This is a genomic window from Pullulanibacillus sp. KACC 23026 (assembly GCF_029094525.1).
In the GTDB taxonomy this organism is placed as follows: domain Bacteria; phylum Bacillota; class Bacilli; order Bacillales; family Sporolactobacillaceae; genus KACC-23026.
Window position 1 is genome coordinate 2746188 of sequence record NZ_CP119107.1, and the last position, 20321, is coordinate 2766508.

General features: G+C 38.3%; 17 protein-coding genes. 2 read left to right on the forward strand and 15 right to left on the reverse strand.

The window, feature by feature from the left end; genetic code table 11:
* Window positions 1-6: 6 nt before the first annotated feature.
* Window positions 7-573: a non-oxidative hydroxyarylic acid decarboxylases subunit B gene (locus PU629_RS12790; protein WP_275280458.1), complete on the reverse strand. Its 567-nt coding sequence runs from the start codon at window positions 571-573 to the stop codon at window positions 7-9.
* A 241-nt stretch (window positions 574-814) separates the two neighbouring features.
* Between PU629_RS12790 and PU629_RS12795 the strand changes: the two genes are divergently transcribed.
* Window positions 815-1096, forward strand: a complete 282-nt coding sequence (locus PU629_RS12795; protein WP_275280459.1) for a hypothetical protein — start codon at window positions 815-817, stop codon at window positions 1094-1096.
* A gap of 40 nt (window positions 1097-1136) precedes the next feature.
* Window positions 1137-2012 (forward strand): LysR family transcriptional regulator, encoded by an 876-nt coding sequence (locus PU629_RS12800; protein WP_275280460.1) that lies wholly within the window; start codon window positions 1137-1139, stop codon window positions 2010-2012.
* A 129-nt stretch (window positions 2013-2141) separates the two neighbouring features.
* Here PU629_RS12800 and PU629_RS12805 read toward each other — a convergent pair whose 3' ends face one another.
* The 14 genes from PU629_RS12805 to PU629_RS12870 all read right to left on the reverse strand — a co-directional run bounded on the left by PU629_RS12805 (window position 2142) and on the right by PU629_RS12870 (window position 20274).
* Window positions 2142-3281, reverse strand: coding sequence for an ABC transporter permease (locus tag PU629_RS12805; protein ID WP_275280461.1), 1140 nt, complete (start codon window positions 3279-3281; stop codon window positions 2142-2144).
* A complete protein-coding gene (locus tag PU629_RS12810) occupies window positions 3282-4403 on the reverse strand; it encodes an ABC transporter permease (RefSeq protein ID WP_275280462.1) in 1122 nt (373 codons plus the stop codon). It lies immediately after the preceding gene.
* A gap of 26 nt (window positions 4404-4429) precedes the next feature.
* Window positions 4430-5365, reverse strand: a complete 936-nt coding sequence (locus PU629_RS12815) for an ABC transporter ATP-binding protein (RefSeq protein ID WP_275280463.1) — start codon at window positions 5363-5365, stop codon at window positions 4430-4432.
* Window positions 5366-5528: 163 nt separating this feature from the next.
* Complete coding sequence (locus PU629_RS12820) at window positions 5529-6650, reverse strand: sensor histidine kinase (protein ID WP_275280464.1); 1122 nt, start codon at window positions 6648-6650, stop codon at window positions 5529-5531.
* Between the two features lie 17 nt (window positions 6651-6667).
* Window positions 6668-7261, reverse strand: coding sequence for a response regulator (locus tag PU629_RS12825; protein WP_275284420.1), 594 nt, complete (start codon window positions 7259-7261; stop codon window positions 6668-6670).
* Window positions 7262-8076: 815 nt separating this feature from the next.
* Complete coding sequence (locus PU629_RS12830; protein WP_275280465.1) at window positions 8077-10989, reverse strand: alpha-L-rhamnosidase; 2913 nt, start codon at window positions 10987-10989, stop codon at window positions 8077-8079.
* Window positions 10990-11127: 138 nt separating this feature from the next.
* On the reverse strand, window positions 11128-12132 hold the full coding sequence (locus PU629_RS12835) for a Gfo/Idh/MocA family protein (protein WP_275280466.1): 1005 nt from the start codon (window positions 12130-12132) through the stop codon (window positions 11128-11130).
* A 127-nt stretch (window positions 12133-12259) separates the two neighbouring features.
* Complete coding sequence (locus tag PU629_RS12840) at window positions 12260-13648, reverse strand: sulfatase family protein (protein ID WP_275280467.1); 1389 nt, start codon at window positions 13646-13648, stop codon at window positions 12260-12262.
* A 25-nt stretch (window positions 13649-13673) separates the two neighbouring features.
* The gene (locus PU629_RS12845) at window positions 13674-14474 is read right to left on the reverse strand and encodes a sugar phosphate isomerase/epimerase family protein (RefSeq protein WP_275280468.1); all 801 of its coding nucleotides are present in this window, start codon (window positions 14472-14474) and stop codon (window positions 13674-13676) included.
* A 5-nt stretch (window positions 14475-14479) separates the two neighbouring features.
* Window positions 14480-15502, reverse strand: a complete 1023-nt coding sequence (locus PU629_RS12850; RefSeq protein WP_275280469.1) for a Gfo/Idh/MocA family protein — start codon at window positions 15500-15502, stop codon at window positions 14480-14482.
* A 337-nt stretch (window positions 15503-15839) separates the two neighbouring features.
* Window positions 15840-16736, reverse strand: coding sequence for an AraC family transcriptional regulator (locus PU629_RS12855; RefSeq protein ID WP_275280470.1), 897 nt, complete (start codon window positions 16734-16736; stop codon window positions 15840-15842).
* Window positions 16737-16906: 170 nt separating this feature from the next.
* A complete protein-coding gene (locus tag PU629_RS12860; protein ID WP_275280471.1) occupies window positions 16907-17734 on the reverse strand; it encodes a carbohydrate ABC transporter permease in 828 nt (275 codons plus the stop codon).
* A 27-nt stretch (window positions 17735-17761) separates the two neighbouring features.
* Window positions 17762-18709, reverse strand: a complete 948-nt coding sequence (locus PU629_RS12865) for a carbohydrate ABC transporter permease (RefSeq protein ID WP_275280472.1) — start codon at window positions 18707-18709, stop codon at window positions 17762-17764.
* A gap of 71 nt (window positions 18710-18780) precedes the next feature.
* A complete protein-coding gene (locus tag PU629_RS12870; RefSeq protein WP_275280473.1) occupies window positions 18781-20274 on the reverse strand; it encodes an ABC transporter substrate-binding protein in 1494 nt (497 codons plus the stop codon).
* Window positions 20275-20321 lie beyond the last annotated feature (47 nt).

Below are 20321 nucleotides of genomic sequence, written 5' to 3' on the forward strand. Positions count from 1 at the left end.
CTTTTTTTAAGTATTTTTGATGCCGGCCCATCTCTTGGCATTCGGCAAGCGAATCCCAAACTGATCAAGCGTCCGGTAGGCGATATGATTGACTAAGTCATCAATCGTATTAGGTTGGTTATAGAAGGTCAGCATTGGCGGCATAATGATCGCTCCCATGCGTGACAATTCCAACATGTTTTCAAGATGGATGTTATTAAAAGGGGTCTCTCGGGTGAGCAGTACCAACTTCTTTCGTTCTTTCAACATTACATCCGCTGCTCGAGTCAGGAGATTATCTGCCAGTCCAATACGAATAGAGGCAAGTGATTTCATGCTGCAAGGTGCGACAATCATCCCATCCACATGGTAGGAGCCACTTGAGATTCTGGCGGCCTGATCGTTGTAGGCATAAGAAAAATCCGCCATTTGCTTAACCTCATTTGCAAGGTATGGAGTCTCCAATTGGACCGTCGCTGTCGCCCATTGAGATAGGATTAAATGCGTTTCAACGCCGGCATCCTTCAACATTTCTAGAATTCGTATGCCAATGATGGCACCGGTTGCGCCGGTGATGCCTACAATCAATTTCAAATGTCATCCCCCCTCAGGGTCCCTTTCACCTTCTTAAGATGACCCTATAAATTAAGTGTACTCCTAGGATAATCATACTTAAAATATATAGAAAATATGGACTGCATAGGTTTAATGTATGGAGTGTCAAGTTTCAAGCACAACATTTACAGAATAGGGCAATGGAAGATCGGGGACATTGAGGATGTTTATGATTTGTGAAAAAGCCGTCTTCAATTATAAAATGAGAGTAGGTTAGAAAATGGTAAATAAGTACCAATGTCATGCCTTTTTGGCCGATTTACCAGCTAAGCGGGAGATTTTAACTGTTTTTTGCAAGGTGGACGGTTATACAAAAGAAACTGCTATTGAAAAGATTCAAAAGGAATTATCGGTACACAAGCCTGACAATACCTATGATGCCAAATATATTGGTGTTGTCGATTTCCATGATATTGATAAAGATCTTATAGAGCGTCAAAATGAGATTTTTGATAAACATGATTCAGTTTGGATTTTAAACTGTTCATATAAGAAAGATTGACTATATTACGCAGATATTTTTATAGAAATTGGGGAGAGGCATGGATATTCGTCAATTGCGTTACTTCTGTACCATTTATGAGGAAAAACAGATTACGAAGGCCGCAAAAATCTTACACATGGCTCAACCACCGTTGAGCCATCAGTTGCGGCAATTAGAAGAGGAATTAGGTGTTCCGCTCATAATTAGAGACCTCAAGAAATGGGAAGTGACCGAAGCGGGTCACCGATTGTATGAACGGGCCAAAAAGGTACTAACTTTCTTAGAGGATACAAAAAAGGAAATTACTGAAATACATAACGGAATGAGCGGGACTTTATCGATTGGAACCTCTTCCATTTGTATGTCCTACTTAACTGAACACTTAAATAAGTTTCATAAGGCTTATCCGAATGTCTATATAAAAATTTATCACGGAGATACGAACTATTTGGAGGGGCTTCTGCAGCAAAAGCAAATTGATGTCGCGCTTCTGCTCTTACCTGTAGAGGAATCGAACTACTCGATTTATCCGCTCACTGAAGATCCCTTTGTGGTTTTAGCGCCACGCCAATGGGAACATAATTTTCCTGAAGAGTTTATCAGCCTTAAAGACGTCACTCAGTATGACCTGTTGTTAACGAAACGAACCTCTGGAGTCGGCATTTACGAAACCATATTAAATCAGTTTCATAAAGCCCACTTAGAACCAAAAGTTGTCTTAGACAGTCCGGACATTTCGACTATTCTTACCCTCGTTGCCACTGGTATGGGGATTACGATCATCCCCCAATCACAAGTTCATCAGATTTATCGCGACCAATTTAAAGTTCTTCAATTGGATGAACCGGCTTTTTCAACTCGCCCTGTCCTCATTTGGTTAACCGATCATTATCAATCCAGTGCCGCAAAAAAGCTGATTGAGTATTTTAAGTGAAGCGGAAAATCTTGTTAAAGTGGCATGGACGTTTTTTCATTTCCTTTTCTAGAACAATTGAAAAACCCTATTAAGTTAGTGTCACTTAATAGGGTCATTTTATTTAGAATGTTCTTCTAAAAGCAGACTTTAGATCGAAATATCTTTTGAGCGGCCAAATTTGTAAACCGCAATGAGGAAAAAGGCGGCCGCAAAGGCTAACAGAATCAAATAATTTAAATATAAACTCAACATGGAGTGCCCTGCTTGCAATTGATCAATAATGTCTAACAACCAATGCTGGGGTAAGAAATCAGCAATCTCTTTCAGCACTTTCGGCATTGTGTCGATAGGAAAATAGCAGCCGGCAATCAAACAAGTCGGCGTTACTAATAGAGTCTGTAAAGCATTTGCTGCTGTAGAACGGCCGGCAATTGAGACAACGACAAGTGATAATCCTATTGAAACAAAGGCAAAGAGCACCAAACTTACAAATAATTGCAAGAGTGGAATATGAGGCGAAATATGAAAAACCACTATCATAAAGAAAAGAGCAACGATGATTTGAAGAATCATAACCATAAGATTTACAATAATATTTGCCAGAACATAAAGTCTGTTATTCACAGGAGTTGACATTAAACGGAAGTAAGTTCCATTTTCTTTATCTTTTATGATTATACTAGATAAATTAAACGCCGATAGCATCATAAATAAGATCAACCAGCCAATCGTTTGATAGGTCATGTCTTTGTTTTTTGACTTATCATTGAGAGGAGTTGCACGTACCTTAAAACTCGATTGCTCATATTGTTGATACATCTGATCAAACCGTTTGTCATTCCCATTCGCGGCATGGCCGATCGACGTGATATTTCCAATGTAATTGTTCAAATCAGCTTTAAGATAGGCTGTTACACTCGAACCTTTGATGGACATAATTCGAAGAGAGATCGGATCACCTCGCTTCAGACTTTGAGAAAACCCTTTTGGAAAGACGACCACACAATCGAGTTTACCTGATGAGATCTCGTCCCGCGCCGCTTTTTCCTGTACATTGCTCACTTGAACATGATTCAACTCGCTAATAAATTGAATGGTATTGGACGTCAGTTTACTAGGATCTTGATTGACAATCCCCACATGCAGAGTTGTTGCACCCGATCCCCCGTAAATCAGAAGAGAAACAAAAATACCGAGCAAGGGCATTCCTGTCATCATGATGAATTTTCTTTTATTCTTTAAAAGCCGGAGGATCATATTTTGAACCAACCATTGAATATCTCTCATTTATAATCCCTCCCGTCTTTGCAAAGAGACACTTGCAAGTATGAGAAAAAGTAACGATATACAGATATTTAACAAAATGGTGTGAACAGCAGGAATCATATTATGAGTATAGATCAGCTGATTAATAGCGGAAATCGTCCAATTAATCGGGGAAAGATGACTCACAAAACCAAGAATGCCATCAATCCCATTTAGTTGGAAATAAGCTCCTCCAAAAAAGGCGGCCAACTGCACGAATACATTGATAAAGGCAGATGCAGCGGTTTCTGATTTTGCAATAAAACTCAAAGCGAGTCCAATGCTCGTTGCCAAGATAATTTCAGAGAAAAGGATCAAAAAAGCGACACCCAAATGCTGACCCCAATCCGCCTTAAAGGCGTATTTACTAAAGAAGATCACCATTAACATGCAGAGCGCATTTGTAAGAAGACTTCCAAGGAGCTTCCCTAAAAGAATTTCACCCTTCGTTATAGGTGCCGCTAATAATCGGTTTCCCGTTCCTCGGACACGCTCACCACTGATAAGGTGGATCGCTGGCATAGCCGCAAACATGGCCACCATGGCTGCAATCGAAATCGCATAATAATCCATTGCTCCTGGCTTTTTCTGAGCACCCAATGAGGTTTCCCGAATAGCGTTTGCAGCGGTCTGACTTTGAAGGACAGCACTAACCTGACTTGGCGCCACCTTCGCCACAGCTGTCACCACTTTATATTTATCCGCAAAAGCACCGAGCATCCCTTGTATTAGACTAGCTTCAACACTATTGCGATCATTTTCAAATAATTGAATGCCTTTTTTCGAAACCACAACATAGCCATCTGTCTGGTCTTCCTTAACGGCATTCTTACTCGCCGCAGCATTTGAAACCTTTTTAAAATGAATTCCCGAATGATCGGTTCCTTTTGTAAAAGATTCAAACGCAGATGAAACGGGACTGTTATCTGTTACGGTATACAGAACATGGATGTTGCTGACAGATACCTGATCGTTGAAGGCACTGTTTAGAGCCGTACCCAAAATAAGAATGAGTAGAATAGGAAACGCCAAGAGAAAAATGAGTGTTTTTTTATCACGATACTCCATTTTAATTTTAGTTAATGCGATATTAACAATGTTCATGTTCACCCTCCTTCACCATGAATTCATCAATCCCTAAGCATCCGTCCGGTTAAGGTTAAAAATACAGTTTCGAGATTAGGGGCTTTTTCTTCTAATGAGCGAATTTCGATCTCATTGCTTATAAAAAATTGTATGATTTTATTTAAATTTTGGCTCTCTGCTTCCGAGTGAATTTTGATCCTATTGTCTTCCACACTGACTTCCTTAATTCCAACAAGATTTTTTAATTCATCTAGGTTTAAGTGACTCGTCGATTTCACCTCAACCCATATATCCTTTGTGTCCGTAATGATCGTTTTGAGTTGAGCCTGAGTCCCCTCTGCAATAATTTTGCCGTGGTCAATGATGGCGATTCTTGAACAGATCTCTTCGACCTCTTCCATATAGTGACTTGTATAAATAATGGTACAGCCCATTTCATTTAGCTTACGGACGGAATTTAGAATATAATTTCTGGACTGCGGGTCAATGCCGACGGTCGGTTCATCCATAATGATCAGCTTTGGCTGATGGGCGATCGCACAAGCAATGTTCAATCTGCGCTTCATCCCTCCGGAAAATTGCTTGGGATACATTTTTTGCTTATCTGTAAGCCCAACAAACTCCAAAGCCTCTTCCACACGCTGATTTAGTTCAGAACCGCGAAGTCCAAATAACCCTGCAAAAAACTTTACATTCTCATAAGCTGTTAACTCTGTGTAAATCGCGATATCCTGTGGAACAATTCCGATGTTACGTTTAGCCAATTTTTTATTTTTCCGAATGGTTTTTCCAAGAAATTTTATATCACCATCATTAATGTTCAAGAGCCCTGCGATCATATTGATGGTTGTGCTCTTACCTGCTCCATTTGCCCCGAGAAAGCCGAAGATCTCTCCCTCTGCTACGGATAAGGACATATTATCCACTGCAATAAAATCTCCAAATTTCTTTGTGAGATTTTTTATTTCTAAAATGTTCATCTCTTCACCTCATATCGTTACTTTCGCTTGCCGCCATGGATGGCGAAAGCATCCGTTTTATTTTTCTTAATCACCTTTGGCTAAGTTTTAAGCTTTCTTAAAGTATAAAAAGAAAAGATGAACCATGACAGTGCATAAGTTCATCCTTTTCACATGAGATTATTCACTTTTTAATGTGAGACTCCTCATCACTCACTGGCAGTAAGGTAGTCACAGAAAAACCATTTGATCCATCCACAATGATCTTGCCGTTTAACGAAGCCGTTCTTTCCTCCATTCCGGAAATTCCCAACCCTTTTTTGATCTTCAGAGCCCCTTTCCCATTGTCCTTCACATCGACTTTGACAACTTTATTTAAAACCGTCAAATCAATCGAAACAGCCGTCGCTTCAGCGTATTTCAGCAAATTTGTAAGGGATTCTCCCACATTCTCCAGAATCACTTTCCATTGAATTGGTGTGACGACATCCAAGTTTCCCTTGTATGTAAAAGCGGTATGAATAGGATGCTTGGATGAAAACTCATCGATCAAGAGCCTCACTCGATTAATCCCCATTTGCTCAGATGGCGGTTTCATATTTTTTAAAGTTTGCCTGATCTCCTCAATGCCCGATTTCGAGATATTAATCGCATTCTGCAAAAGATCATAGGCTTGTTTCTTATCCGTATTGGCAATGGCCTTTGCCGCTTCCATTTGGATGAGGGCCCCCGTCATTGAATGGCCAATTTTATCGTGAATCTCTTGGGATAACCGGTTCCGTTCCTCTAACTTAAATGTGTATTCCGATTGTCTCATGTATTCTTTATTTTCGTTCAAACTCTTAGATAACCGTTGTACGGCCTTTCGCAGGTCATCGGATTGATGTTCAAGTCTCATCAGTTTTTTTGTAGTAATAGCCCCCATCAGAAAAATAATAAAACAGAGCAAACTGATTAACCCATAAGTCATATGAAGTGGCTTTTCAATAAAAGTTTCAGGGATCCATGCAACAACGACAAGCATCCACTTTTTTCTTAAACGATCAAAACCAAGCTCATAGATATTCATCGGAAACAGCAAAATGATGAGGGGATCAATCCATAAGGAAGCAAGGATTGTAAGAGCGAGTGATAAGCCATGCACCACCCGCTTGACCACTTCTTTAGTTACTATGTACAGGACAAGATTCAAACAGAAATAAATTAATAAGGCCAATACAATCCAGGGTAATCCGGGATGATTAGAGAGTGAAAAGATGAGATAGACAAATAAAATTAATTTTGTAAAGATGATCCATGTCTCCATCAGTTAGTCCTCATAAGCTATTCCAAACTGCCTTTAAGATAATAAATGGCAATTTGCGTGCGATGCTCAAGCCCCGTTTTTGATAAAATGGACGAAATATAATTAGCGATGGTACCTTCAGATATGTAAAGATGTTTCGACATTTCTTTGTTGGAAAGTCCCTTCGCTATGGCGGCCATAATATCAAGCTCGCGCTTTGTAAAAAGGCTTTGATCAATTGCAGGTGCTGCCCCTGATTCATCTTTTGTTTGCAGATTGGTTCTTAGTTTATCTAATACCACATCCTGAAGAACCGTGTGACCGTTGTAAACGCTCTTGATGGCATCTCTAATCCTTTCAGGGTCCGTATTTTTCAATAAGTAACCCTTCGCCCCGCTTTTTACGGCATCCAAAATAGACTCATCATCATCAAACGTCGTTAGAATAATCGGCTGCGTACTCGTATCTTCTGAGATTAGCTTTGTTGCCTCTACCCCATTCATTTCAGGCATCCGAACATCTAACAATGCGATATCCACCTTATTATGTAAACAATAATTAACGGCTTCCTTTCCATTTTCGACTGTAGCCAACACCTCAATCTCATCATAAGTATTTAAAATAATTTTCATCCCTTCCCTTACGAAAGAATTATCATCCGCAATGAGAACTTTAACTTTTTTAGTGTCGCCATTTTCTTTTTCGACCAAGCAAGTCACATCCTTTTCATAAACCTTGCCCCCAGATACTGCGAGCCTTTTATAACTAGTTCCCGTAATTATCTGCTCCCATTTATTTAGCAGTCGATGAGAAGAACTTTTTTTCAAGCTCTTTGATCAACCGATTTTACTAACAAAATTAATTGCTATTTCACGAACCAAGTTAAGAGGAGTCTATAAGATTTTTATGATGCAAGTAGCTGTAGGAAAGCTCTCGACTTAACCACCTTCATTTATTATATCAATCTTTATGTTCCATATTTAATTATCGAACAATCGTTGCACTATTTTGCTTAGCCTTCTCATTTTAACATTACCCAATCGCAGTTCTAAATAGAGAAGTTCCTGCCGCTTTGATTAACCTCTTCTAATTCTGGGAGGGCTTTGTTTGTACGCTAGCCTAAACAAAAAGACCACCTAGAATTAAATCCTAGATGGCCTTTTTTTAAGAGTAAAAGCATTTGCTTAGCTTTAATTTGCGGTGACTATCGAACTTTAGTCTCCATTTCCTTGTGAAATAAATTAATAGGGGTTAACCCATAAAATTTTTTATCCGTGATCCATCTTGCCTTCCATACTTTTTCCATATATAGTCACCTCTAGTTATAGGGAAACCATAAAACTAATAAACACGAAACAAACAATCTATTGCAGTGATTGATTGCTACATCTTCCGTTTTTTAGTAACTCTTTATGCTTTTGTCAATCATGTCAACATCAACCTGTCATTACTCAACCACTATGGATTCTTCCCCCTTATTTAGGCTATCATTTAATTCTTGTATTAGTTTTTTTATTTGATTCTCTGACAGACTGAATAAGGAGTGATCTAACAAATCAGAAAGCTTATGTTTCTTTAATTGACTTAAAATATTACGATCTTCTAAAATTGGTAAATATTTTACCAGTAAATTTCTTTGACCCTCATTGTCAAATAATTCAAGCAGTCTAGTTTCTAATGTCACCTTAGCTAATAGTCTATTATGATGTGGATAAATAAATTTATAGGAACCGGAACCTAATTCAAGTAGAAGGCCCTGCTCACTTTCTGTAAAAGGAGCTTCTCCAATTTCTGCAATTCCCCTGTTGCATTCTATTAAATGTTCGTAAGTGGCAAAAGGTAAAAAAACTTCAGCTGTAGTGTTAGCTGGAAGTTCAATTTCGACTGTAATAGTTTCTGTATCCACTTCCCACCCAGACACCACCTTACCATATAGCGAGTAAAAGCTTGCTTTTGCTTTTGTTAACTCTTTATTTCCTAAATGGGGTGAAATACGAATGCTTTTAAAGCCAGGATCGGCTTCATTAATGTCTAATCCCGCTACACTTCGATACAGCCAATCACCAATAGCTCCGTATGCATAATGATTAAATGAGTTCATGTCGTCACTCCAAAAGGATCCATCTAATTTTATTCCATCCCAATGCTCCCAAATTGTTGTTGCGCCTTTGGTTATAGGATAGAGCCAAGATGGATAGGTCTTTTGAAGAAGCAGCTTTAAAGCTGTCTGATGATAACCATTTTGAGTTAAAGCAAAACAAATATAAGGAGTTCCAACAAATCCAGTCGTTAAATGATAATCACTTTCTATAACGAGTTCATTTAAATCATGTGCAATTCTTTTCTTAATGTCTCCATCCACTAAATTAAAAACTAGAGGCAGTACATGAGCGGTTTGCGTTGGAGCGACCATTCTTCCATTTGGTGAGATAAACTCGTTACTAAAATTTTCCTTGATTTTATTTAATAGCTTACTATAAGTCCGTACCTCTTCTACTTTATTAAGAACTTCTGCTGCATCTCTGAGAATTCGAGTCGAATAGGCATAGTAAGCTGTAGAAACTAGATCATTAGGCGTTGCACCAAAATAACTGTTTTCTTTGGCATCAAGTGCAAGCCAATCCCCAAAATGAAAGCCTGTATTCCATAGATATTCATTTTTCCCCTGTTTGCGAATATAGTCTACCCATGCCTTCATACTTGGGAATTGTTCTTCTAATAATCTTTTATCTCCATACATCATATAGACCGTCCACGGGCAAATAACTGAAGCATCTCCCCATGCCGATGAGGAAGCCCCCTCCAAAACATTTGGTATAACAAAAGGGACCCCGCCATCATCAAGTTGATCGGCTTTAAGATCTCGAAGCCATTTTGTAAAGAAAGGGCCTCCTTGATAATTAAATAAAGCCGTTCTTATAAAGACTTGAGCATCTCCCGTCCAGCCTAAACGTTCATCACGTTGTGGACAATCAGTTGGAACATCAACAAAATTACCTCTTTGCCCCCACCTAATATTTTGTTGTAATTGGTTTACTAGTGGGTGAGACGATTCAAAATGCCCAATTTCCTCCATATCAGTATGCATCACTTCACCAACGAATTTATCAACCGGTAGTTCTAGTCCCGGATACCCTTCCACCTTTACATATCTGAATCCTTGAAAAGTAAAAAATGGGGCATATTCCTCTTTTCCTTTTCCATTGGTAATATACCTTATCGTTTGTTTAGCCGTTCGAAGGTTTCCAAAATAAATAGTCCCTTCCTTATCAAGGATCTCAGCATGTTTTAGAACGATTTCGGTCCCTTCAGGTGCTTCAACTTCAAAGCGGATTCTTCCCACCATATTTTGCCCCATATCAATAACCTGGTCTCCATTTGGAGTCAAGAGAACTCGAACAGGCTTAATTTTTTCTGTTACTCGAACGGGATCATTTTCTTGTGCAATTAAGTGATCGAAAGCAAGATCCAGTGTCGATACACTCGACCAATCCGAATCATCAAATGAATAAGAGCACCAGCCCTCCTTAATGAGACGTGCATCAAAAGTTTCACCGTGATAAATTTCTGAGTAACGGATTGGACCAGTTGAAGCTTTCCAAGAAGAATCTGAAACGATGATTTCTTCTGTTCCATCAACATAATTAAGACAAATTTGTACAAGTGCTGCCCTGCGATTACCATAAATATTCCTTTTACCTTCCCAAGCTAGATTTCCCTTATACCAGCCATTTGCTAAAACAATTCCTATACTATTTTGATTTTCCTGGAAGTTGTCCGTTATATCATAAACTTGGTATTGAAGTCTCTTATTATAAGACGTCCAACCTGGTGCTAAGTAGTCATTCCCAACTTTTTCCCCATTTAAGTAAAGTTCATACAAACCTAGACATGTCACATAAGCACGGGCGGAAGCAACGGGCTTTTTCAATTCAAAGGGTTTTCTCAAATAAAAGGCTTCTTCCATGTTGGGATCCATTTCTAATTCGTTTGGAGTTATCCATGTCGCTTTCCATTCCTCTCGTTCAAAAAAAGCGGTTTCAAAATAATGGATCGTACTCCAATCAGACTCTCTTTCATAATTATCTTTGATTTTTACTCGATAAAAATATCTAGTTTGTGAACTTAGTTCAGTTCCATTATAGTCAACCTGTACCGACTGATCTGATTCTAAAAATTGCGAATCATAAAAAGGGTTTGTAAAAGAAGCGTTTAATGACACCTGCAATCGATAGGCCGTTTGCTTCGTTCCGCGTTTTTCGGACATCATTTCCCAACTAAACCGTGGCTTTTTCACGTCAATCCCTATAGGGTTTAGTTTATACTCACACCGTATCCTGCTTATAGTTAAATCAGCCATTTACATTAACTCCTCTACTAAAAGTTTTTTCTATTAATCTTTTAAAGCCTAATATTTTATTCAACTAAACATGATTAACAAACACACCTATTTTCACCTCAAAAAAAGAGCATGAGATTGATTGGAAACTCGGGAAGGTTATTTAACTTTTTCAATTTCAATAACAGCCCCATTCTCTTCGTGTGAACGGATCGCTGCCTCTATCACCTGTTGGGCCGCTAAAGCATCCTTTCCAGATCCTTCAACCTCCTCTGGGGAGACCCCCTCCTTAATTTGTTGGATAAAATGATTAATTCGATTTTTAAATGTATCATTAAATCCATCCATACCGGTCAATATTGAATTTCTAACTCCTTTAATTTCTTCACTACCATGAGGATACATGGTGATAGTCTCAAAAACATTATCGATTACAAATCTCCCCTTATTTCCTCCAACTTCACAATACTCAATGGGATGACCATTATACATATCATAACTTCCCATTAGGTGACCAACAGCTCCCGACTCAAATTCGAGATTAATAGAAGCAGTAGACCAAACGGATCTTCCAGGTGCTCGCGTCATAAAGGCTTGAACTCGTCGTACATCTCCGCAAAAATAGCGCATAACATCAACGGAATGTGGGTGAAGCGCTCTTAAATGAATCCAAGGTGTCGACTCATTCGGATTTCCAATTGTTAATTTCATGTTCATAAAGAGCGGTGTTCCAAGTTCTCCATTATTAATCCATTCTTTACCTTTATAAGCTACCGGTACAAAACGATGATTTAGATTACAAGCCAATCGCACCTTTTTTTCTTTTGCATATTGGATCATTTCTGTTGCTTCAGTTAATTGATTGGACAATGGTTTTTCCACTAATACGTCTTTTCCTGCTCGAATAGCCATCATGGCAGGTTCAAAATGATGAGACCCATTTTCTACCCCGCCTGTTGCTATACTTATGACGTCAATTTCTTCTTTTTCAAGCATCACAGGGAGACTATCGTATGTCTTCACCCCTAGATCTTTTCCTACCGACTCGACAAGTGCTTGATTTAAATCACAAATGGCAACGAGTTCGACATTTTGGTTTTGCTGATAGGCTTGACAATGAATTTGGCCAATATGATTAACTCCTACTACGGCAGCCTTTATCATTCTACAACATCCTTCCCTGTTTAACTCTTTCGAAAAGTCCCTTTAAAGGAAAACCCCACACAAGTGCTTATCACTTCATTCAACCTATATAAAAAAAGGGGGAAACTTCCCCCTCATTTTTTAAAACTTATTTTTTGACCTTGGCCTGTAGTCTAGCGGCGTTATTAATCGATCCTATATACAATGAATCATAGGCTTCTTGTGAGGATTCAAAAGGGCCTCGGTCTAGTCCATGCCAATTAAGATTGGTATACATTGGGTTTTGACGCCCTGTCACCTGTTCTCTTTTGGCAATATGGTTTTCCATTCTGGCCGTCAACAACTCGACCATTTCAGGTTCTTCACTTGCCACATTGTGTTCTTCTTTTGGATCCTTAATTAGATTGTACAGTTCCACCTCTGGCTTAAAATGAAAATCCGGTTCTAAAGCCCGTATCAGTTTCCATTCAGGTGTTCTCCAACCATGTTTACGCATCCATGTACATTCCGTCATGTAAAACTCTGGTTCTTGATTAAATCCGTCTTCCTGATTAATTACCTGAACAAGGTTCCTCCCATCAAAACAAATATCTGTTTCGACTCCGAGAATACTTAGAATTGTGGGCATCACATCTTTGATTTGGGTGGTATCGGATATCCTTTTCCCCGCAGGCAATTTACCCGGGTAACGCAAAATCAAAGGAACAACAAGTGTACATTCATATAACCCATGGTGATCATACCAACAATCATGTTCATTCAATGTCTCACCGTGATCCGAGGTGACAATAACCAACGTTTCATCTTTAATCCCTAATTCGTCGATCGATGTAAAAATAGATTGAATGCAAGCATCCATATATGCCACCGCGCCATCATATTGAGCGTTAACGTAATTGGCATCCGTACAGCCTTCAGGAATCCAAGATTTTAGGAAATCCGCAAAAGGTTTAAAATTATACATCTCTTTTAATGACTCATTATCTGAATCAAACTCATCCCCTTCGTAAAACATCCGCTCAAAAGGTGCAGGCGGCAGATAAGGTGAGTGGGGATCCATGTGTCTTAAGAATAGAAAGAAAGGTTGATCTTCATTTGCTAACCTCTTTAGTTCAGGAATGGCGACCTCATTAATATGATCCGCTTTTGCTGCACGACCCGTTTCGTCTGGCTCCCAAGCTTCGTAATCTAAGTAATTTTGAAATCCCCTAGAAGAAGGGTTCCCTGTAAATCCAATACAACTCGTGGCATAACCCGCTTCACCTAATACTTCTGCTAAGGTTTTATTATGCTCTCCCAAGTTTCCTGAGTGTCTCAAAGCCACGACATCTGTTCCAAAACAATCCATACCTGTTAACATAGACGCGTAGCCTGGCGTCGTTGGTATATTAGGACTAAAGTGATTTTCAAACAAGACGCCCTCTTCTGCAAATTTACTAATATGAGGAGTTGTTAGACGCTCATAACCATATGCACTCATGCGGTCACGCCTTAAGCTGTCAATTCCAAGAAGAATTACATTCGGTTGGTTTCCCATTGCTAAACATCCTTTCTCTTATCGGTTACCTTGCATCGAGGGCTTTTAAACAGGCATTTAAATACCCATAACTTTCTGCAGCAATTATGGATACTTCTGCTAAAGAATGATTATTTGCTCCAATTACTTCTAAACAAACAGGACCAGAATAATTTCCCTCAACCATTGCCTGACAATATGCAAACAAATTGATGTCACCACGGCCACAAGCTTGATTCTGAATCTCGCCAGGTCCTTTTGTTCGACCTTTACAATCTCTAATATGAATGTGCTTAACTCGGTTTAAAATTTTCGGTAATGCTGATTCTGGATCCTCATTGCTCCGATAGATATGACTTGGATCCATGTCAACTCCAAAAGCAGGTGATGAGATTCGATTCATTGCCTGTAAAGTCGTTGCTGTGTTATGAATCGCATTTCCAAAATGAGCTTTAACACAAAGAGTAACACCATAACTCTCTGCTTTTTTAGCTAAGTGATGAAGAGTTTCAATGGAGTGATTCAAATCCTCTTCAACACCGGATTTTCCACCTGGTCCAACATTAATTACTGGAATCCCTAATTCGGCACCTGCTTCAAAAGCTTTTGTTAAACGATCTTCATCTAGAGAAGCTACTTCCATTGATAAAAACGCTAGCCCAGTTTCATCCCTAATAGCTCTTAATTCACTCACCTGTCTTTTCCAATTATCCAGTACTAAATGTTCACACATTCCTTTAATGGCTGCTATTTCAACACCATCATAACCACATAACGCGATGTGTTTAGCAGCTGTTGCAAAATCAAAGTCACGAAACAAAACAGAATTAGCACCAAGCTTAATCATTCCTTTTAAGCCCCCTCAGTTTTAGGTAAAATAGAGTTTGATAGCTCTACAATTTTTCCGGTTTCCCAAGATTCAATAGCGGCCTCAATAATGTTTTGAACTTTTAAGGCATCAGCCCCCGAACCATTAACTTCTTTATAATTAACACCGTCTCTTATCTGATCGACAAAAGAAGAAATTCGACTCTTAAAAGTTTCATTAAACGATCTCATGCCACCAAGGTAGTAGTAACTTTCTGTTTCAATACTGTGTCTTGGGTAAAAGGTAAGTTGTTCACACGCATCCTCGATTACAAACCGTCCTTTTGAACCGACAACCTCACATCGTTCCAAACCGTAGCTCGCACCAGCATCATAACTGCCCACAAGATTTCCAATGACACCGTTTTCAAACTCAAGCAGCACTTGAGTGTTAGACCAGATAGAACGTCCTTCCCCTTTCATCATAAAGGCGGCGACTCTTTTGACATCACCGCAAAAGTATCTCATGACATCAAAGGAATGCGGGTGTAGAGCTCGCAGATGAAACCATGGAGATGATTCAACTGGATTATTAATCCACATTCTCATGTTAATCATATGAAGTTTACCTAACCGACCTTGGTCAACCCACTTTCTTGCTTCCAAAGCTGCCGGTGTAAAACGATGATTGAGATTTATTCCATAGGGAACTCTATTCCTTTCTGCAAGTTCAACCATCTGTTTTCCTTGTTTGATAGTATTTGAAATCGGCTTCTCCCCTAAAACAGGAATACCTGCTTTCAATAATTGCATTGTCGGTTCATAATGCTCGCTTCCGTTTTCTTCTCCCTTTGTACAAACGCTTACAAGATCTAGTTCTATTCCACTATTGAGCATTTCTTCAACATTATAAAATGGTTTTCCGCCAAATTTTTCGGCTGCAGCCAATGCTTTTTCTTGAACAAGATCACAGACCGCCACAATCTCAGTTTCTGGATTTTCTTTATATACTGATGCGTGAATACTTCCAATATTCCCCACACCTACAATTCCTACTTTAAGTACCATCTTTCTAACTCCTCTCAGTCTATTAAAAGACTTTAATGTCATTGGAAACCCTAGTTATTAAAGTCTAGGAATTCATTTTGGAAGACAGGCTGACCCTTTATATTTCCCATATGAACCATTTTTAAGAACAGACCCATTTATGGGCTTAGTCCAAAATAAAGATCTTAATTCCACTTCACCTACAACTCTTCATCTCTTCTCAAGTCTTTACATCACCCTTCTTTAGAGAACTCTAAACGCTTAATCAATCTATACTTATATTGTAAAAGTTAAACGTTCAGAAATCATAGCTTATTCAGCCATCTTAATTGTGTATTTCGCCTTTGATAGGGTCATTTTAATAACTCATCATTTTCTGTCTGTACTTCCCTGGTGAACACCCTATGTTTCTACTGAATAATCTTGAAAAGAAGGCCGGATCATCATACCCTACTTTAAAGGCAATGTTTATAATTTTTTCATCTGTATTTTCCAATAAATACTTGGCTCGTTCAATTCGAATCTTATGTACCATTTCTAAGACTGTTAAGCCTGTTTCTTGTTTGAAAAGTCGATTTAGATGTCTTGTGCTAATTGCAAATGAATCACATAGTTCAGAGGCGGATATTTTTGTGTCATAATGTCTTTCCAAATAGCCACAGATTCTTTTTATTAGAACCTTTTGTTCATTACATTGATAACTTTTAAGATTTCGGTTGGAAAGCGTCTCCTTAAAAATTCTCGATAATAAGATTAATAACTCAATCATTTTTAACCGAATTAAGGTTTGAGAATCAGGACGAAAAGAGTTACATTCTACAATCATGCCTTCTAATAGAGATTGAACAGCATAAGAATCCTGAACAGTTAGATTAAGATGGTTATGGAACCGTTCATTATGATCTAAAAAAGGATGTATATAGAAAAAATCCATGGAATCTGATATGCCTAATCCTTTTAATAAGGCATTATCTATTAGATTCGGTAAAAAGAGGCAATTAATGATTTCTAAATTGGTCTCTGGAGGGATATAGAACGTATGCTCTTCACCTGGATTGATCATAAAAACATCTGATTGTTTTAATCTGTAACGTTCTCCTTTAAAAAAATGTTCACTTTCACCGTTTACCACATAGACCAATTCCACAAAATCATGCTTATGAACAGGTGGTGAATTCTCATTATCGTGAACCCAACGATTTATATAAAATGGAAATTTTTCTTTCATGAATTCTTTACTAGTATACGTAATCATTTTTTATTCTCCCTTCACCAACCAGTATAAGTGAATAGGTAATTAAATAAGATCACCACTCCATTCATCCATCAAAAAACAATAAATGAATGGAGAGGATATAAGTTTTTTGTGAAGGCTTATTGGCAATATGTTTACACTCTGAATGTAGACTTAATTATAAACACCTCTTACATTTTTACAGCACCCGATGTAAGTCCCTTCATAAACAATCTCATTGTAAAAATAAATAGTATTAACAGTGGTAAAGACGCGATTGTATACCCGGCAAACATGGGTCCATATAAAGTTTGTTGAACAAACTGACTTTGAAATTGTACCAACCCAACTGTAATTGGAAATTTATTTGGATCACTGATTAAGACTAATGGCATCATATACTCATTCCAGATAGATAAGAGGTTCCAAATAGCCATTGTCCCAATAATTGGTTTAGATAGTGGGAGAACGATCTGCAAAAAGACTCGAAATTCTCCGCACCCATCCATTCTTGCCGCTTCGAATAACTCCTCTGGCAATGAGGCAAAGGATTGCTTCAGAACAAAGATCGTAAAAGCTTGCCCCCCTGCAGCAAATGCAATAATTAACCCTAAATAACTGTCCAATAAACCAAAGCTTTTTATTTCCAGAAATAAAGGAATTAATGTCAACAGTCCTGGAATCATTAATAGTGCAACAACCGACATAAACAGAAAATTTTTACCCCAGAAACGAAGTCTAGCGAAGGAGTAGCCGGCGAGTGACGCAAACACAATGATAATTAAAATACTGCTTAGACCAATAAAAACAGAATTAAAGATATAGGAACCAATCGCTTTCCAGGCAACCACATAATTCTCAAAATGTAACGGAAATGTGATTCCAAAAAAATGTTTATAAAATTGACCATTACTTTTAAAAGATGTAATCACCATATAAATAAATGGATACAACGAGATAAACGCTAAAATTATTAGAAAGATATGACTTGGTAAGTCTTTTCTTAAATTCTTTGTCATTGTTTAAAAAACCTCCTTTCAAAAATACTAGGCTTTATATTCAGTACTAGGGTTAATGTATTTCATTTGAATCCAAGTAAGAATAAGCACGATGATAAAAATAATCATAGAGACTGCCATCCCGAGGCCGAACTGCCCATTTTGAAAAGCAAGAAAATACATATATAACCCTGGAACATAAGAGGAATAGCCTGGTCCACCATTCGTCATAACTAGAGGAAGGGTCACATTTTGCAAGAGCTGAATAATGGTTAAAATCAAGATTAATTTGACTTGCCCCAAGACAAGTGGAACTTCTAATTTGAAGAATCGCTGAAATCTTGTAATTCCATCCAAACGTGCAGATTCATAAACACTTTCTGAAATGTTTTGCAAACCTGCAAAGAAAATAAGTAGATTAAAAGGAACTACAAATGGAAACCCAACAAACATTAGGGATATTAAGGCAATTTTTGAGCTCCCTAACCAGTTCAAAATAAAATGACCAAGACCAAGTGCATGTAATAAGGCATTCAACACACCTACGTTAGGATCATAGATAAAACTCCAGATCATGAACATGACAATTCCCGGGACAACAACAGGAATGACAAATAATACCCTGTAAATGTACTGCATGCGCTTACTTTTTAAATGAAAGATAACCACCGAAACAAAAAGCGGAACAAATAGTTCAATAAACGATTTTACGATCGCCCAGATGGATACGTTTCTCATAGAGATCCAAAATACCTTATCTGTCAATAAAGAGATATAGTTTTGTAATCCAGTAAATTGCGGAGGATTAAAGCCATCCCAATTTGTAAAAGAGAACCCAATTGCAACCATTGCCGGATAGTACATAAAAAGGATTAACAGAATGAAGGAAGGGATTAGCATTCCGTATCCTGCGCGCCAATTATATTTTAATTTACTCTTTTTTTTCAGTTGAGCCTCGGTCTGCACGGTCCCTATTTCTTCGAGAGTCTTTGCCATTCTCCTACTCCTTTCAAAAGGAGCGGGTTATCTCCTACATCATTCGATAACCCGCCCTTCCCTTATTGGTATTAGTTATTAAGATATTTAGAAAGATCCCAATGATTTTGGGCAATCAATTTATCCGCGGCTTGATTCATCTGAGTGTCACACGTCTGAGCAAATTGATTCAGTGTGACATCACCTGTAATATAGCTTTGGAAAGCTCTATATATAGCGTCCTGCTCTTCCTCCGTTAAATTAATGCCACCAAATACACTGTTTAATGGTTTATTTGTCAAAGCTGATAAATTTTTAAGTGCTGGTATTGCCTGAGCTCCCTTAACAGTTGGGACATATTGACCTAACTCGTTTACAATCGATTGATCATGTTCAGGTGTAGTAATAAACATTAACCAATCTATAATGGCCTTCTCTTTAGCTGGTGTGATTGTGTTATCCGCTTTCTGTGAAGCCACTGCAAATTGGAATGCAGAACTAGGTCCGCCAATTGAGGCTGAAGAATCAAAGTTAGTCGCATATTGGGAAGTAGATGGATCTGGATATGGATTTTTAAAGGAGCCCCAATTAAAACTAGGCTTAGCAGATGCGATTTGTGAAGCGGCCCATGAACCATCAAAATACATTCCCACGTTTCCTTTTACGAACGCTAACATGTTCCCTTGCCCATTGGAATCGCCACCCGTATAATCCTTCTGCCAATACTGCGAGAAACTTTTAATTATTGGATATAAAGCTAACCATTTCTTGTTCTTTGGACCAAAAATCCCCTTTTTAATAGCAATGACTTGATCTTCAGTTGTCATCGTTTCATTTCCAGTAAATAGAAGCTGTTTGTATTCACTTGAGTAAAAATTCGTATAGAACAAACGTGATAACCAAGTTAGCCGATCCATCCCTGTTGGTGTTGAGGCAAGATCCCATGAGAATGGGGTATAGCCAGCAGCCTTTAATTTCTTGCAAGCATCAATAAACTCGGACCAGGTTTCTGGTAATGTTGTAATTCCTGCTTTCTTAAACGCGTCTTTATTATAAAATGTTGCGGTCCCAACATAGTCTCCGTTTAAAACATAAGAGCTCCCATTAGGTGCTTTTGTTTCGGATACGATTTGACTATTCAAAAGCGAGCTCCACGGCTTGTTATCAGCATAGGGATCAGGTTGTTTATAATATTTAGATAGATCTTGCAATGTCCCTTGGGCTAATGAGGAATTCGCATCATACCATTGAGACCAAATGACATCTGGTAATTGTCCTCCCGCTGCTTTCGTTCGTACCCAAGTCATATAATCTTGACTGGCAGGCAACCCTTTTATAAATTCGATTTTGACTCCTGTTTTTTTATAGTACTCGTCAGCTAATTTTTTTAATTCTGTCGCTGGTTTCTGATTGGCTTGTAGGACTGCTGTCGGGCTATAGTTACCCGCATACATAGTAATCGTGCCTTTAAATTTTCCGTTAGCAGTTGTTGAAGTGCTATTGATCCCTGAACACCCTGCGAGTGCAACAACTAAAAGAATTCCGAGGAAAACAAAAAACATTTTTTTAATCGGACTCATTCTCATTCTCTCACCTCTTAATAATTTTTAAAAAGACCGGTGTAAAAAACATA

Bases quoted from the DNA above. Each gene is read 5' to 3' on its own strand.
- PU629_RS12795 (WP_275280459.1), top strand. From the start codon at position 815: ATGGTAAATAAGTACCAATGTCATGCCTTTTTGGCCGATTTACCAGCT.
- PU629_RS12800 (WP_275280460.1), top strand. From the start codon at position 1,137: ATGGATATTCGTCAATTGCGTTACTTCTGTACCATTTATGAGGAAAAA.
- PU629_RS12805 (WP_275280461.1), bottom strand. From the start codon at position 3,281: ATGAGAGATATTCAATGGTTGGTTCAAAATATGATCCTCCGGCTTTTA.
- PU629_RS12810 (WP_275280462.1), bottom strand. From the start codon at position 4,403: ATGAACATTGTTAATATCGCATTAACTAAAATTAAAATGGAGTATCGT.
- PU629_RS12815 (WP_275280463.1), bottom strand. From the start codon at position 5,365: ATGAACATTTTAGAAATAAAAAATCTCACAAAGAAATTTGGAGATTTT.
- PU629_RS12820 (WP_275280464.1), bottom strand. From the start codon at position 6,650: ATGGAGACATGGATCATCTTTACAAAATTAATTTTATTTGTCTATCTC.
- PU629_RS12825 (WP_275284420.1), bottom strand. From the start codon at position 7,261: ATGAAAATTATTTTAAATACTTATGATGAGATTGAGGTGTTGGCTACA.
- PU629_RS12830 (WP_275280465.1), bottom strand. From the start codon at position 10,989: ATGGCTGATTTAACTATAAGCAGGATACGGTGTGAGTATAAACTAAAC.
- PU629_RS12835 (WP_275280466.1), bottom strand. From the start codon at position 12,132: ATGATAAAGGCTGCCGTAGTAGGAGTTAATCATATTGGCCAAATTCAT.
- PU629_RS12840 (WP_275280467.1), bottom strand. From the start codon at position 13,648: ATGGGAAACCAACCGAATGTAATTCTTCTTGGAATTGACAGCTTAAGG.
- PU629_RS12845 (WP_275280468.1), bottom strand. From the start codon at position 14,474: ATGATTAAGCTTGGTGCTAATTCTGTTTTGTTTCGTGACTTTGATTTT.
- PU629_RS12850 (WP_275280469.1), bottom strand. From the start codon at position 15,502: ATGGTACTTAAAGTAGGAATTGTAGGTGTGGGGAATATTGGAAGTATT.
- PU629_RS12855 (WP_275280470.1), bottom strand. From the start codon at position 16,736: ATGATTACGTATACTAGTAAAGAATTCATGAAAGAAAAATTTCCATTT.
- PU629_RS12860 (WP_275280471.1), bottom strand. From the start codon at position 17,734: ATGACAAAGAATTTAAGAAAAGACTTACCAAGTCATATCTTTCTAATA.
- PU629_RS12865 (WP_275280472.1), bottom strand. From the start codon at position 18,709: ATGGCAAAGACTCTCGAAGAAATAGGGACCGTGCAGACCGAGGCTCAA.
- PU629_RS12870 (WP_275280473.1), bottom strand. From the start codon at position 20,274: ATGAGAATGAGTCCGATTAAAAAAATGTTTTTTGTTTTCCTCGGAATT.